Origin of the sequence: Rariglobus hedericola, from assembly GCF_007559335.1 — a bacterium.
Lineage (GTDB): Bacteria > Verrucomicrobiota > Verrucomicrobiia > Opitutales > Opitutaceae > Rariglobus > Rariglobus hedericola.
In genome coordinates, this window is the sequence record NZ_VMBG01000002.1 from 858,915 (window position 1) to 872,825 (window position 13,911).

Annotated in this window: 14 protein-coding genes; 6 read left to right on the plus strand and 8 right to left on the minus strand. The window is 61.3% G+C overall.

Annotated features, from left to right (window positions below; translation table 11 throughout):
• Positions 1-15 precede the first annotated feature (15 nt).
• The 3 genes from FPL22_RS13925 to FPL22_RS13935 all read right to left on the minus strand — a co-directional run bounded on the left by FPL22_RS13925 (position 16) and on the right by FPL22_RS13935 (position 3,372).
• On the minus strand, positions 16-1,353 hold the full coding sequence (locus FPL22_RS13925; RefSeq protein WP_144353595.1) for a glycosyltransferase family 4 protein: 1,338 nt from the start codon (positions 1,351-1,353) through the stop codon (positions 16-18).
• 158 nt (positions 1,354-1,511) lie between these two features.
• Positions 1,512-2,459 carry an alpha/beta fold hydrolase gene (locus FPL22_RS13930; protein ID WP_144353596.1) on the minus strand — a complete coding sequence of 316 codons (948 nt, stop codon included), beginning with the start codon at positions 2,457-2,459 and terminating at the stop codon, positions 1,512-1,514.
• 31 nt (positions 2,460-2,490) lie between these two features.
• Complete coding sequence (locus FPL22_RS13935) at positions 2,491-3,372, minus strand: MYG1 family protein (protein ID WP_144353597.1); 882 nt, start codon at positions 3,370-3,372, stop codon at positions 2,491-2,493.
• A 117-nt stretch (positions 3,373-3,489) separates the two neighbouring features.
• Between FPL22_RS13935 and FPL22_RS13940 the strand changes: the two genes are divergently transcribed.
• The 3 genes from FPL22_RS13940 (at position 3,490) to FPL22_RS13950 (ending at position 5,152) form a co-directional block, all read left to right on the plus strand.
• Entirely contained in the window at positions 3,490-4,590 is a 1,101-nt protein-coding gene (locus FPL22_RS13940; protein WP_144353598.1) for a serine hydrolase domain-containing protein, read from the plus strand.
• Between the two features lie 200 nt (positions 4,591-4,790).
• Entirely contained in the window at positions 4,791-4,925 is a 135-nt protein-coding gene (locus tag FPL22_RS13945; RefSeq protein WP_144353599.1) for an entericidin A/B family lipoprotein, read from the plus strand.
• Positions 4,926-4,972: 47 nt separating this feature from the next.
• Positions 4,973-5,152, plus strand: a complete 180-nt coding sequence (locus tag FPL22_RS13950) for a CsbD family protein (protein WP_144353600.1) — start codon at positions 4,973-4,975, stop codon at positions 5,150-5,152.
• A 77-nt stretch (positions 5,153-5,229) separates the two neighbouring features.
• Here the strand turns inward: FPL22_RS13950 and FPL22_RS13955 are convergent, their stop codons facing one another.
• The 5 genes from FPL22_RS13955 to FPL22_RS17725 form a co-directional block, all read right to left on the minus strand.
• Positions 5,230-5,679 carry a response regulator gene (locus FPL22_RS13955; RefSeq protein WP_144353601.1) on the minus strand — a complete coding sequence of 150 codons (450 nt, stop codon included), beginning with the start codon at positions 5,677-5,679 and terminating at the stop codon, positions 5,230-5,232.
• Complete coding sequence (locus FPL22_RS13960) at positions 5,676-8,093, minus strand: PAS domain-containing sensor histidine kinase (protein WP_144353602.1); 2,418 nt, start codon at positions 8,091-8,093, stop codon at positions 5,676-5,678. The genes FPL22_RS13955 and FPL22_RS13960 overlap by 4 nt, the downstream gene beginning before the upstream one ends.
• A 104-nt stretch (positions 8,094-8,197) precedes the next feature.
• Positions 8,198-9,238, minus strand: coding sequence for a Holliday junction branch migration DNA helicase RuvB (gene ruvB, locus FPL22_RS13965; protein WP_144353603.1), 1,041 nt, complete (start codon positions 9,236-9,238; stop codon positions 8,198-8,200).
• Between the two features lie 78 nt (positions 9,239-9,316).
• Positions 9,317-10,606, minus strand: coding sequence for a UDP-N-acetylglucosamine 1-carboxyvinyltransferase (locus FPL22_RS13970; RefSeq protein WP_144353604.1), 1,290 nt, complete (start codon positions 10,604-10,606; stop codon positions 9,317-9,319).
• A 131-nt stretch (positions 10,607-10,737) separates the two neighbouring features.
• Positions 10,738-12,000 carry a hypothetical protein gene (locus tag FPL22_RS17725; protein WP_162525317.1) on the minus strand — a complete coding sequence of 421 codons (1,263 nt, stop codon included), beginning with the start codon at positions 11,998-12,000 and terminating at the stop codon, positions 10,738-10,740.
• 301 nt (positions 12,001-12,301) lie between these two features.
• Here FPL22_RS17725 and FPL22_RS13985 point away from each other — a divergent pair, with 301 nt between their 5' ends.
• From FPL22_RS13985 to FPL22_RS13995, 3 genes are read left to right on the plus strand one after another with little or no spacing between them, the layout of a single operon-like run.
• Positions 12,302-12,979: a hypothetical protein gene (locus FPL22_RS13985; protein ID WP_144353607.1), complete on the plus strand. Its 678-nt coding sequence runs from the start codon at positions 12,302-12,304 to the stop codon at positions 12,977-12,979.
• Positions 12,980-13,034: 55 nt separating this feature from the next.
• The gene (locus FPL22_RS13990) at positions 13,035-13,406 is read left to right on the plus strand and encodes a dUTPase (RefSeq protein ID WP_144353968.1); all 372 of its coding nucleotides are present in this window, start codon (positions 13,035-13,037) and stop codon (positions 13,404-13,406) included.
• A 16-nt stretch (positions 13,407-13,422) separates the two neighbouring features.
• Positions 13,423-13,896 carry a peroxiredoxin gene (locus FPL22_RS13995; protein WP_144353608.1) on the plus strand — a complete coding sequence of 158 codons (474 nt, stop codon included), beginning with the start codon at positions 13,423-13,425 and terminating at the stop codon, positions 13,894-13,896.
• Positions 13,897-13,911 lie beyond the last annotated feature (15 nt).

A 13,911-nucleotide genomic window follows, 5' to 3' on the forward strand; every position in this document is an offset into this window, starting at 1 on the left:
ATCAGGGGACTTGGATTAATCGCCGTCGTTCCACGGTTCTTCCCATTCGGTGTCGTTGAGGGCCTTCGGCATCGGCCGGCCCTCGACGAGGCTGATGAGTTGCTGCGCGATGCCGGTCCAGGTGAACAGGCTGCGGGCCTTGTGCGCGCCCATGCGTGAAAGGCGGTTCCAGATTTTGGGATGACAGAACGGTTTCAGCATCATGATGCCGAGGTCTTCCTTGTCGAACGGGTCGCCGAAGAGCGCGTGGCGGCCGAAGGTGACGGCGCGGAAAAGTCCGCCGTGAATCGTGACAACGGTTGGGCAACCGCAGGCCATCGATTCGATGGCGGTCATGCCAAACGGTTCGTAACGACTGCTCAACACGAAGAGATCGGCGGCGCGGTAGTAGTCGGCGAGATCTTCGTTGGCGATGTGACCGGCGAACTTCACGCGCTTGGTGAGGCCGAGTTTTTTGGTGAGAGCCTTGAGATCGGCCAGGATGCGTTTTTCCTGAGCGTCCATGCGTGTGCCGCCGACTGCCAGGTGGAGGATGATCTCGGGCGATCGTTTGGCGACGACCGCGAATGCTTTGATGAGGAGATCGTAGCCCTTGTTGGTCGCAAGCCGGCCGAGAGCGAGGATGGTGGGCTTGTTGAATTTGAGCCGGCGCCGGATCATTTGCCGCGAGGCTTCGCTCACGGGATAGAAGCGGTTGTCGTCGTAACCCGGTGGGATCATGTGCACGCGCTCGGTGGGAATACCGTAGTCGGTGGTGACCATGTCGAGCTGCGGCGGAGTGGTGGCGACAACGAGATCGCAGGTGCGGTAGAGAATCGTCTCATGTTGGATGCGCTCGCTGAAGTTGAACTCCTTCTCAAACGACGCGGCTTTTTCCGGGTAGTCGGTCTCCATCTGTTGTTTTTTCCAGAGACCGAGCGAATGAGGAGTGTGCACGTGCGGGATGCTCAGCGCCTCGGAGAGACGCTGGCCGGCGACACCGGCATCCCAGTAATGGGAGTTGATGAACTGGTAGGTGAGCCGGTTCTTTTTGATGAAACGCAGGGCGTTTTCGCACCACTCCATCAGATGGCGATGAAGGTATTCCTTGGGGATGAATTCATAGCCTCCGCAATTGGCGCGGATGACGCGGACGCGTGAGTTGACGATGTCGATCTCGGGCTGGCCCTCGAAGCGACGGGTCCAGATGTCGACCTCGTGGCCGAGCTGGGCCAGTTTTTTTGCGAGCTCGATGACATAGACGACTTGACCGCCGGTATCTGCCGCGCCGAGAGGAGGATTGGCCGCGACATAACCATGGGTTGAAACCATGGCGATGCGCGGACGTTTTTTATCGGTATGTAACGTAGCCATGAGTTCGAGTTTTTAAACCCACGGCGGGATGTGCAAGTCACGATGAAAGCAGCCGGTAATTTGTAGTTGAAATAAAACTACAAATCGCGGTTTTTTACCACCGGAGGAAATTGGTTTTGGGGGATTCCCCCAAATTTAAAAAAGCCTGGCGAGAAGCCTCAATTGACGGCCGGGGCGAGCCAGGTTCGCAGCGTTTTTTTGGAATCGGCGGGATGCGTCAGCAGAAAAAAATGGTCGGCGCCGGCGATGACCACGCCCTGATAACGCGCGGAGCGGGCGGTGAGTGATTTTGAATACGCGGCGAAGCCACCGTCCTTGACGTAGTATTCCTGTGCGCCCACGAGAAAACCGGCGCGTGCGGTTTTCGGCCAGGCGCGGTAGGCGTCGTCCGGCGGATACGCGGCCATCACGACGAGTTGTTGGTATCCGGCGGGATTGGCGGCGTAGACGCGCGTGGCCCCGAAACCTCCGGCGGAGAGCCCGACGAGCGAGGGCTTGGCCAGCGGATGTTTAAAGCGGACGGCGGCGGCGGCGAGGCATTCGCGTAAATAGGCGGCGGAGATTTCGGAGGGATCGATGCCGTAGGACGGGCAGAGGATGATGTGGTCGGGGAACCACTCGGCGAGCTGGTGTTGATACCAGATAAAACTGCCGCCGTAGCCGTGGAGAAAAAGAATGACGGGCGTCTGGGCGTTGCTTTGACGCGGCTGGTAAAGCAGCGCGAGGCCCTGGCGCGGGCGCGTCTCGGACAGGCAGTAATCGAGGGTGGAGGGAACGTTTTTAAAAACCGGACTGGCGGCGATCGCGGCGTAACGACGAGCGACGAGTTCGCTGAGTTTATCGGCATCGGCACCCGACATTCCGAAAACGGAGGACTGCGACAATGCGAGATTCACCAAGGCCGATTCCGGGAGGCGGCCGACACTGGCGCGCAGCATGGGCAGATATGGAGCCACTTCGGGCGTGGCCGAGGCGGGCGGCGCGGCATTGCGGGTGGGCCACGTGAGCTTGGTCACGGATTGCGCATGCAGACCGGACGACAAGAAGACGGCGAACACGCAGCCGGTAATGATGAGCCGGTAAATGCTGCGGATCGACGTAAGCATGATTGAATGACGCGGCGAAAAACCTTCGATGTTAATTGCTGTGCAGTGCGCGCAGCATGAGTTCGCGCAGGCGGTCGGGCTCGGTGGCGGACGTCTTGGCGACGAAGCCGCGGGCGTGGGCGAAGTGGACATCGGACTCGTTGGCGATGCGCGTGAAATCGAGGCGCGCGTTGTCACGATGACGGGCGAGCCCGTAACCGGTGTTGCGACGATCGGGCGAAATCAGGCCGATCACGCGATCACCCAAGCCGCGGCTTTCGACGTAACGCTCGATGGCGGCCGAGGGATCTTCGGGCATCGGGTCGGTGCGCGGGAGAAAAAGAACGGCGGGTGATCCGGGGACATCGTCGAGGGTCCACAGTTGGGCCGTGCGGGCGATGAAATCGAGACGCTCACGGAGTGAACGCACGTAAGTGAGAATATCCTCGCCGATCAGGCGCATCATTTCCCAGAGCGGTTCGCCGGGCTGCAGACGGGTGGTCTGGGCAAAGCGGCGCAGGAGGGTGCCGTCGATGGGGGAGTTGAGCTTGCCGATGACGTTGCGCTCCACACCGAGCCAACGCGCGGTGTCCATGGGACCGCGGCAGTCGAACCACTCGGCGGGTTCGAGCCAGTCGCAAAACTGGCGGGCATCCTCGTAGAGCCCCAGGTGGCGAAGCACGAGTGAGAGCGAGCACGTCGGAACGTGGTCGCGAGGGAGTTGGTGGTGATCGAAATTATTAAGCGCGGGATCGTGGCTGTGGCCGACATCGATCACCGCGATGGTGGAATCGGCGAGATCGGCGGGTGCAGGCTCGCGACGCACGATGGGCACGGGTTGCTCGGCGAGCAGCACGCAGCAGGCGAGGAACTCGTCTTTATGGGCGCCGCCAGGGTGCGTGAGAATCGTGGAAAACGGAGTGAAGGAAGACATCTAGGGAGCGAACGTAACCGCATGTGCAGTCGCCGCAACCTCGCAAGGCTGCACGCCGCGGAGTTTTCAGATCGCGGTGGACGACACTGAAGCCGTCGTGCAAAACGAAGCCTCCCCATGAAGCGACCCGACCTGCAGGCTGAAGTGCAACAATTGTTCGATGACCTTGTCGCCGCGAACGAAGAGCGTGGCTTGCAGGCGGCGGTGTATCTGCGCGGCGAACTCGTGGTCGATGCTTTCGCGGGTCTGGCTGATTCCGCGCGTGGCACGCGGGTGACAAGCGATACGTTGTTCCCGATTTTTTCCTGCGGGAAAGGTGTCACCGCGACGCTGATACACCGGTTGGTGGAGCGTGGTGTGCTCGCCTATGATCTGCCGATTGCGAGCGTGTGGCCGGAATTTGCGGTCAACGGCAAGGCGGGCGTGACCTTGAAGCAGGTTCTCAATCATACGGCGGGCCTTCATCTGCTGGAGCCGACGCGGGACCGCTCGAAAGCGTGTGATTGGGCGGCGATGTGCAGCGAGATGGCGGCCATGAAGCCGGCGTGGGAGCCGGGTTCGCGACGGGAATATCACGCGATCACACAGGGATGGATTCTGGGCGAAGCGGCGTGCCGGGCGACCGGCCGGACGTTTGAGCAACTACTTGAAGAGGAGATCCGGGCTCCATTGGGATTGAAAAACATGTTCATCGGAATTTCCGCTGCGGTGGAGCCACGCGTGGCGGTGCTGGAGGAAGTCGGGCCGGCGCAGGAATTCCCCGAGGTGGATATTCCGCAGTCGATCCCCAACTGGGTGCAGCCACTCTATGCGTGGATGAATCGATCGGATGTGCGTCAGGCCTGCATCCCTGCGTCGAATGGCATCATGACCGCGCATGATCTGGCCCGGCATTACGCGGCGTTATGTCCGAGTGGTGTGGACGGCGTGGAGCTGTTGCCCGCCGGGCGTGTGGCGAAAGCCATCGAGGAAGTGGATCCGCTTATTCCCACGACGATGGGACCGTGTGGACTCGGTTATGGATTGGGCGGTGTGGGATCGGTGATGGGAGATCGTCCGGTGTGCTTTGGACATGGCGGACATGGAGGCACGGTGGGGTTTGCCGATCTTGATCACGGACTGGCCGTGGGTTTTGCGCGCAACCGGCTGCGTGATCCGAGCGGGGTGAATACGGCGCGGCTCTTGATGGAGTGCGTGCGCAGGCATTTGACTGAGTAAGGCCAAAATCGATCTAGAATTGAGCTGAGCTAAAATCACCCGCGGCACTTGCAACTTGCATGATCGGAGGTGACGGCACGGTGCAAGTTGCGCTGAGATTCAGGAGTGGCGTGCCAGATATTTGTTTATAATAATCTGTATATCAGTGGCTTGAAGTGCGTGAAGGTTTGCTGGCATGTGCGATGCGAATGAGCAGGCGTATGAAAACAATTAAAATCACTTCAATCATCACCCTTCTGCTGGCTGCGCTTTGTTTCTCGGGCTGCAACACCATGGAAGGCGCGGGCAAGGACATCGAAAAGGGCGGTCAAAATCTTCAGGACGCCGCCAAGTAAACGGCGTTTTCTTAAACTAAAAACAAATCCTCCATCCCCACCCCAATATGAAATCAAGCACTCGTGATCGTATCGAAGGCGGAGCTTTACAGGCTTCCGGTAAAGTCAAAGAAGCGGCCGGTAAGCTGACCAAGAATACGCGCCTTCAAGGTGAAGGTGTTGCCGACCAAGCCGTGGGCAAGGTTCAGCGTAAAGTGGGTTCGCTGAAAAAAGCAGTCGGCCGGTGATCGTTCGTGATAGCTAGCAGCCAGGCGCAGGCGCGGCGGAAGTTTTCTCCGCCGCGCTTTCCCGTGAGGCGAACGCGTCAGCTCTTGGCGGTGATCGCGATGGTCTGGTTTTGGTTGAGCCACCAAAGCTTGAACGAGTCGGCCAGCTTTTGGAGCAGCACGGTGGTCGGTGGTTTTACCACGAAGGAGTTGGCACCGGATTTGTAGGCGCGCTCAAGGTCGACCTGCTCGTTGGACGAAGTGAGGATGATGACCACCAACGTTTCGAAGTGTGGCTGCTGGCGGATCCAATCGAGCACCTCGTGACCGGACTTGTAGGGAAGTTTCAGATCGAGAAAAACGATCATCGGCAGAGGGTTCAGCGTGCGGTCTGCATAGGCACCGGTGCCGGAGAGATAATCGATGGCGGCCTGTCCGTCCTCGGCGATTTGCAGGGGGTTCTCGATGCCGGCGGCACGCAAGGCGCGCTTCATCAGGAACACATCGTCCTCGTTGTCCTCAACCAATAAGATGGTGTGGCTGCTCATGCTTTCGCCAAGGTAAACCAAAAGAGACTGCCTTCGCCAAGCTTGGACTCCAGTCCGATGACGCCGCCCATGCGCTGCACGGCTTTCTTGACGATGGAGAGACCGATGCCGGTGCCTTCGTATTGTTTGTCGGGATGCACGCGGCCGAAGATATTGAAAATGCGCGTAAAGTGCTCCGGGGCGATGCCCAGGCCGTTATCCTTAACGATGATTTTCACGGAGTCGCCCTGATCTTCGGTGAGGATGTCGATGACAGGGATGACGCCGGGGGCGACAAACTTCACGGCATTGCCCAGCAGGTTGGTGAAGATCTGCGACAAGTAGGCTTCGTGACCGATTACAGTCGGCAGCGGGCGTTGGAAACGCACATGGGCGACGGGTGGCTGGAGGTTCGGAAGTTGCGGCAGCAGATTGTCGAGGAAGGCCTGCAAGGGAATGGGCGTGAGCTCGATGTTTTCCTTGGCGACGCGGCTGTAGGTGAGGATGTCACGCACGAGCAGTTCGAGGCGTTCGGCATTTTTGCGGATGCGCGTGAGGTGGCGGTTGGCGATCTCGTCGAGCTGCGGCGCGTAGTCGTCCAGCAACGCATCAGCGTAGCCCTGCATGGCGCGAAGCGGAGCGCGCATGTCGTGGGAGACGCTGTAGGAAAACGCTTCGAGCTCGCCGATGGTTTCCTGAAGACGCGCGGTGCGCTCGGCGACGGTGGCCTCCAGGATTTCGGCGTGGCGTTGCAATTCCTCGCGCGCGGAGGACAGGGCGAGTTCGGTTTTTTTGCGCTCGGTGGTGTTGCGCGTGGTGCCGGCGATGGCGGACACGTTGCCCTGTTCGTCGAAGATGGGGCTGAAGATATATTGGAAAAACACCCATTCGCCTTCGGGTGTGAGGTAGGGCGTTTCGCCGACATGCGGTTTACGGGTGGCGATGACCTGCGCGATTTCGGAGAGGTGGCGGTTGGCCAGATCGTCGGGGTAGCCGAGCTCCTTGAAGCTTTTGCCGATGACGGATTCAGGTGTTTCCTGCCAGAGTGCGAGCAACGAACGGTTGGCGTAGGTGACGCGGCCCTCGCGGTCGAACGAGTAAACGAAGTCGTCGAGGTTGGAGAGCGTGGTTTCGAAGTGCTCGGTTTGGGCGCGCAACTTGCGTGATAGTTCGATCACGGATTGCTCCTGGACGCGTCGTTCGGTGATGTCGCGCGTGGTGCCGGCCAGGGCGGTGACTTCCCCGTGTTCGTCGAAGATGGGGGTGAAGATGTATTCGTAGTAGCCGAGTTTTCCCGCGTGGTTGGTGTAAGGGGTCTCGCCCGTGAAGGGGCGGCGGGTGGTGACGACTTGCGCAAGTTCGCGCATCAGTTGATCGGCCATCTCTCGCGGGTAGGCCAGCTGCGTGAAGTTTTTGCCAACGGCCTGGTCGAGGGTGAGTCCCCAAAGATCAAGGAGGCCGCGGTTGACGTAGGTGAAACGACCTTCGCGATCGAAGGAGTAAACGAAGTCGGCCACGTTGGAGAGCGTGGTTTCAAAGTGAGCGGTTTGCGCACGGAGTTTGCGGGATAATTCGGCGACCGCCTGCTCCTGCGCGCGTCGCTCGGTGATATCCTGCACCACGCCCATCATCCCGGTCACGGAGCCGTCGGAACCGAGAACAGGCCGGCCGCGGGCGGCGACCCAGCGGAGTCCGTGCACAGGATGGTTGACCCGGTATTCGATGGAATAATCAGAGCGGCTGGCGACCGCCTCGATCGCGGTGGTGCGCGCACGGTCGCGATCCTCGTCATGGAGAACGGAGCGCATCGCCTCACGCGTGCCGACCGAGTCGGCGCGAATTCCGTAAATGTCCGCCGTGCGCTCCGAGACCGTCATAATGTCCGTGACGGCGTCCCAGTTCCAATAACCCAGATCGAGGGCGGAGAGTGAGAAGTTCAGGCGCTCGTTAAGGGAGTCGGCTTCACGCCGCGCCGCGCGTTCACGCTCTAAAAGAAGGTCGCGTTCGGCCTCGGCTTTTTTGCGGCCGGTGATGTCGATGAGCACGCCCGACATGCTGACTGCGCGGCCCTTTTCATCGCGTTGAAACGTGCCGCGGGCGGTGATCCAGCGGATGCCGCCGCTGGATTGGATTACGCGGTAGTCGTCCTCGAAGTTGCCGCCGCCAGCACTCACCGAGCGTTGAACAGTCGCTTTCACATGCGGCAGATCCTCGGGATGGATGGACTTGAAAAAATCATCCACCGGGAGGCCATCGCGGGAATCGGTAATGCCAAAGATCCGGTTGAGGTTGCGATCGGCGACGACGAGGTCGCTAACAATATCCCAAGTCCACGTGCCGATTTCCGCAGCGCCCAGAATGGCTTCGAGCCGCGTGCTGGCATCGTGTAACTCGGCCTCCATCTGCCTGCGTTGTTGATCGTCTGGGCTGGGCATCTACAGGTCAGGGGATTAAGAAGTGGTTAAGGATGCAATACGGGAGAAGACCGGAGTGCATCGTTCGGGAAAAATCCCTATGCTGGCGCAGGCTGCGCGGTGCCTTAAAGCAAGGAGCCTTGATTGCCGCCGAGGGAGGCTTTGAGGCCGATCGCATGGTAGCCCTTTGCGGTGAGCATGCGACCCTGCGGGGTGCGCATGAGGTAACCTTCCTGGATGAGGAACGGCTCGTGAACTTCTTCGAGCGTCTCGGTTTCTTCGCCGACGGCGATGGCGATGGTGCCCAGGCCGACGGGGCCGCCTTTGTAGTTTTCCGCCATGATGCGGAGGACGCGTTTGTCCATCTCGTCCAAGCCGGCGGCGTCGATCTCAAGCAGCTCGAGTGCGGCGGCGGCGGTGGGCTGGGTGATTTTGCCTTTGGCGCGTTCTTGCGCGTAGTCGCGGCAGAAGTTGATCAGGTTATTCGCGATGCGGGGCGTGCCGCGGGAACGGGTGGCGATTTCCTTGGCGCCGCCGGCGTCGATGGCGACATTGAGCAGACCGCAGCTGCGCGTGACGATGCCGATGAGCGTTGGGATGTCGTAATAATCGAGGCGCGTCTGGAGCGTGAAACGCGAGCGAAGCGGTGCCGTGAGCAGGCCGGCGCGGGTGGTGGCTCCGATCAAAGTGAAACGAGGAATCGAGAGGCGGACGCTGCGGGCGTTGGGGCCCTGGTCTATCATGATATCGAGGCGGAAGTCCTCCATCGCGGAGTAGAGATATTCCTCGACGGTTTTGGAGATGCGATGGATCTCGTCGATGAAGAGCAGGTCGCCTTCTTCGAGGGACGTGAGCAGGCCGGCGAGGTCGGAGGCTTTTTCGATGACGGGGCCGGAGGTGACGCGGACGTTGCGGCCCATCTCGTGGCCGAGGATGAAGCTGAGCGTGGTTTTTCCGAGGCCGGGAGGTCCGCTGAGAAGGATGTGGTTGAGTGGATCGCCGCGACGTTTGGCGGCGCCGACCATGACTTGAAGGCGTTCGACGGTCTTGGGTTGTCCGGTGAAATCGGCGAAGGACAGCGGGCGGAGCGCGGCCTCGGCGGAGGTGACGGGCGTGGCGAGCGTGCTGGTGATGTAGCCTAGGCCTTTGTTGTCGGATGCGGACATGGTGAATTTTTTAACACAGAGGACACGGAGGGCGCGAAGAACGAACGGAACTGAGATCTCTGCGTGCCCTGTGTTGAATTATTTCCATTCCACTTCGGCGCCGAGGGTGCGGAGGTTTTCGACGAAGCGGGGGTGGGCGCGTTTGATGATCTCGGCGTGGCGGACGACGGACTGTCCCGGAATCGCGGCGGCGACCATGTAGAGTGCGACGGCGGCGCGGATGATGTAAGGAGAATCAACTACAGCGGGACGCAGCGGGCGGTTACCGAAGACGACCAGGCGGTGCGGGTCGCTCACGAGCGCGTGCGCGCCGAATTTCGCGAGCTCGGGAATCCAGGAGAAACCGTTTTCGTAAACCTTGTTCCAGAAATGAATCGTGCCTTCGCAGCGGACGCTGAGCGCGATCATCAGTGGGAGCAGATCGACGGAGAAATAGGGCCAGGGGGCGGCTTCGATTTTGGGGAGGAGGTTGGTCGTGAATGGGGTTTCGATGACGAGCTTTTGTCCGCGACGGACGATCACGGTGTCACCTTCGTGCTCGATGATGACGCCGAGTTTTTTGAAGGCGCGGGCGATCAAGTCGAAGTGGTGCGGGAGGGCTTTGTTGACGCGCACTTCGCCGCCGGTGATCGCGCCGAGGGCGAGGAAAGTGACGATCTCGTGGTAGTCGGAATTGATGGTGATGTCGGCACCGTGGAGTTTTTCGACGCCGGTGATCTTGAGCATCGAGGTGCCGAGTCCTTCGATCTTGGCGCCCATGGCGACGAGGGCGGCGCAGAGATCTTGCACGTGGGGTTCGCTGGCGGCGTTGATGAGGGTGGATTCGCCCTCGGCGAGGGCGGCGGCCATCGCGAAGTTTTCGGTGACGGTGACGGACATGTAGTCACACCAGTGGCGGGCGCCTTTGAAGCCGTGGGGCAGGGCGATGACGAGCGGGTCGCCCTCGTTCACGATGGCGCCGAGGACGGAGAGGATTTCGAGGTGGGGGTCGATCTCGCGGACGCCGAGGGAGCAGCCCTTGGTGTTGGCCTGAATGGCGATCTGGCGAAGGCGGTTGAGGAGCGCCGGATAGAGCAGGACGGTGGAGCGCATGTCCTGCGGGAGCTCGTCGTTTTCGAGGGTGCTCTTAAATCCGGCGTGGCAGACGCGCATCTCGGCGGTGTCGCGGTTCCAGGAGATTTCGGAGCCCTGCGATTGGAAGAAGGCGACCAGTTTGTTGAGGTCGGTGATGTCGGGGACGTTGCGCAGGGTGACGGCCTCGTCGGTGAGGAGCGTCGCGCAGAAAATCGGCAGGACGGAGTTCTTGTTGCCCGACGGCGTGATGGTGCCGGTGAGGGGTTTGCCGCCGTGGACGATGAGATCGGACATCTGAAGAAGTGGAGAGTTGGGAACTGAGAGTGGAGAGCTCGGAAAGAGGGCGCAAAAAAAGGCGTTCGTGGTGAAACGAACGCCTTTGAAATGCGCGGGGCGGTGAAGCCCTTGGCAAGGTTTAACTCGGATTAAGCGGAGGGCGGGATGCCTGAGCCGCCGCCATCATGACGATGGCCGCCGCCCTGACCGCCCTGGCCACCCTGACCGGGTTGGCCGCCACCGCCGCCGGAGCGACCGCGACCGCCACGACGACGGCGATTGCCGCCGCCGCCCTGACCCTGGGGGCGATGTTCGCCGCCACCGTGGCCGTGGGACGGATGTCCCTGGCCGTGGCTTTGGGCGTGAGGAGCGCCGGGGGTCTGGGGACCACCGGACGGACCGCCTTGCGGGTTGCCCTGACCGCCGCCGCCGGAGCGACCGCGACCACCGCGACGACGACGACGGCGGGGGCCGCCCTCGGTGCGAGGTTCACCCGCGCCGCCGACAAACGGCTGGGGCTGGGCACCGGGCTGGGCCGGTTTGCCGGGTTCGGGGGCAGCGGTGCCGAAGAGACCCTTGACCCAGCCGAAGAGGCCGGCGGGTTTCTTGGAGGCGGGCTGTTGTCCACCGGAAACAGGAGCGTGGGGAGCAGACGGGCCTTGGTTGCCCGGTTGCGCGCCGGCCGGACGGTTGCCGTCGCGGTTGCGTTGCTGTTGGGGACGACCCTGGCGCTGCTGCTGGCGGTTGCCGCCGCCGTTGCCTCGCTGGGTGCGCTGACCGCCGTATTTCGGGGGCTGCGGGATGCCGGGGCTCTTGCCGCTCGCGTTGGGAGCGGACTCGAGCATCGGGACCTCGCTGCGGCGCACAGGGCGGAACACCGGACGTTCGCCTTCCAAGGACACGGCAGTCGCGGCCTTGGGGGCGTTTTGAGTGCCGGCCTCATACGGGAACGCAGGCGTCTCCCAGCTCTGGGCGGGACGCTTGGCTTCCGTGGGAGGGAGGATGTTAAGCTCGGCCTTGGCGGCGGGAGCGACGGGTGCGATCGAAGCGGGGGCCGGGGCCTCCGCGGGGGGAGCAACAACAACCGGGGCAACCGGGGTCGCGGCGACAGGAGCCGGAGCGACGACGGGGGCCGGGGTGGACGGGGCAACGTCCGCCGAAGCGAACGGGTTTTGGTATTCCGACTCCGCCTTCAGAACTTGAATGGAGGAGGGTTGGTAGGTGCCGGAGGCGGCGTTGTTGCTGACGGGGGCCGAGGAGGCCGGAGTGCTGACTCGTTTGCCGCGCGCGAGGCCCGAGCCACGATTGGTGCCGGAAGCGGCACCCCAATCGCTGGCGGGCGCTGTGGGCGCACCGGCGGTCGCGGCAGGGCCTTCAGGAGGCGTGCTGCCGGACGTGGATGTATCTGACATGTCGTTTGTTATCTGTGGGTTAAACTCGCGCTCACCGCGTAGGGCGGGGCTGCGAGGGAGATGTTGCCGCGGGGCGCGGGTGCGCTCGACGCAGGCAACAAGGCCAAAAAGTCGCGGGTTTGCGCTTGTGGAGCAACTGTTAATTTAGCTCCCACGGTCGGAGGTGAAACAGCGGCTCTCGCTACGATTTAAGTTGGATGTGCTTGAATGGAGCAGGCTTAAGACTCGATTGCGGGCGGCGGCTTGCGGTCGGAGGCAGTTTAGGGAACGAAATGCAGCCCTGTAACTCGTTTTATAATCCATGTCCCTCGTCCGAACTGGTGAAGCTGAATGTCTGATGATCCCTGCCGTGCAAGGCTTTGCCTTGGGTGATTGGGAGGCGACGGCGCGGGTCATGAAAGCGGGCGGAGCCGGCCTCGATTTCGCGCAGTCATGGTTTCCTCAACTGGAGGCGGACTTTAAACCGGGCCGCGTCTGGCTCGGGATTCAAGGCGACGACTTGGTGGCGTATGCGGTGCTCGAAGATGATCAACCGTCGAATCGGGCTACGCAGTTAAATGACGCCACATGGATAATGGGCGACGCATTGGAACTCTTTTTCCATGCGGAGGGCCGTCCCGCGTATTATGAGTTTCATGTGACGCCGGACAACGTGCGCCTGCAGCTGTTTTTCCCCAGTCGGGAAGCTTTTTTGGAGCGTCGTAAACATACGCACTGGGCGGTCGCCGACAGCCGTTTTGAAAGCGCCGCCCGCGTCAACGACACCCGCACGCAATGGGAGGCCGTCATGCGGATCAAGCTGGCTTTGGTGCTCGATGAACCGCGCGACGACGGATCGCGGCGATTCAGGTTTTCGTTCAGCCGCTATGATTATCAGCCCGGCCGCAAGCGTCCGGTGACGTCCGCGACGACCCGTCTGCATGCCCCGGATTTCCACTACATTCCCGAGTGGGATTGGGCCGAGGCGGCGCGCGGCTGAGGTTGCGGACACTTGCCACTTGATCCGCGGCGTGCGTCCGCCAAGCCTCGCGCCCATGGACAAGCTCGAAGAAATCTTCCGCATGCAAGAAGCGCTCAATGCGCGTATTGGCGTCACCCTCCCGCCCCCCAGCGAAGAGGAAAAGACCAAGTGGATCCTTAATTACACGCGTGCCATGCAGCAGGAAACGGCCGAGCTGATCGACAGCGTTCCCTGGAAGTGGTGGGCCAAATACCAAAAATTCGATGAGCAGAACGCCAAGGTCGAAGTCGTGGACCTGTTTCATTTTCTCGTCTCGCTCGCGCAGACGCTCGGCATGACCGCCGAGGATGTTTATGCGGCGTATTTGAAAAAGAACGCCGTCAACCATCAGCGCCAGGAGTCCGGTTACGTTCAAAAAGACGCCGACGACTCCAAGCACATCTGAGTTTGCCTCCTCGGGCATGATCGCCGCCGGGCAAACAATCGACACGGCCTTCACCTTGAAGGTCGTGCAGGACGGTGAAGTTCGCGAGGTGGTGTTCCGTGATTTGTTGACGAAGCCGGTGATCGTCTCGGTCTACATGAAAAACAACACCGGTTCGTGCGATAAGCAGAACGATTCGCTCGTCGCCCACGCCTCGGAATTTGCCAAAGCGGGCTACCGCCTGATTGCGCTGAGCCGCGACACGTGCGGCTCGCATCTCAAATACGCGGCCAAGAAAAACATCACTTACACGCTCGCCAGCGATCCGAGCGATGCGTTCGCCCGAGCCACGGATTCCCTCGTGGAAAAATCGATGTATGGCCGCACGTTCCAAGGTCCGGTCCGTGCCGCTTACATCATCAACACCCAAGGCAAAGTGCTGCGGGTGATAGAGAAGGTGGACACCAAGGATCATTCGGCTCAAATAAAGGCCGCGCTGGCCACTCTCTGATTCGTCTCCGCCCCG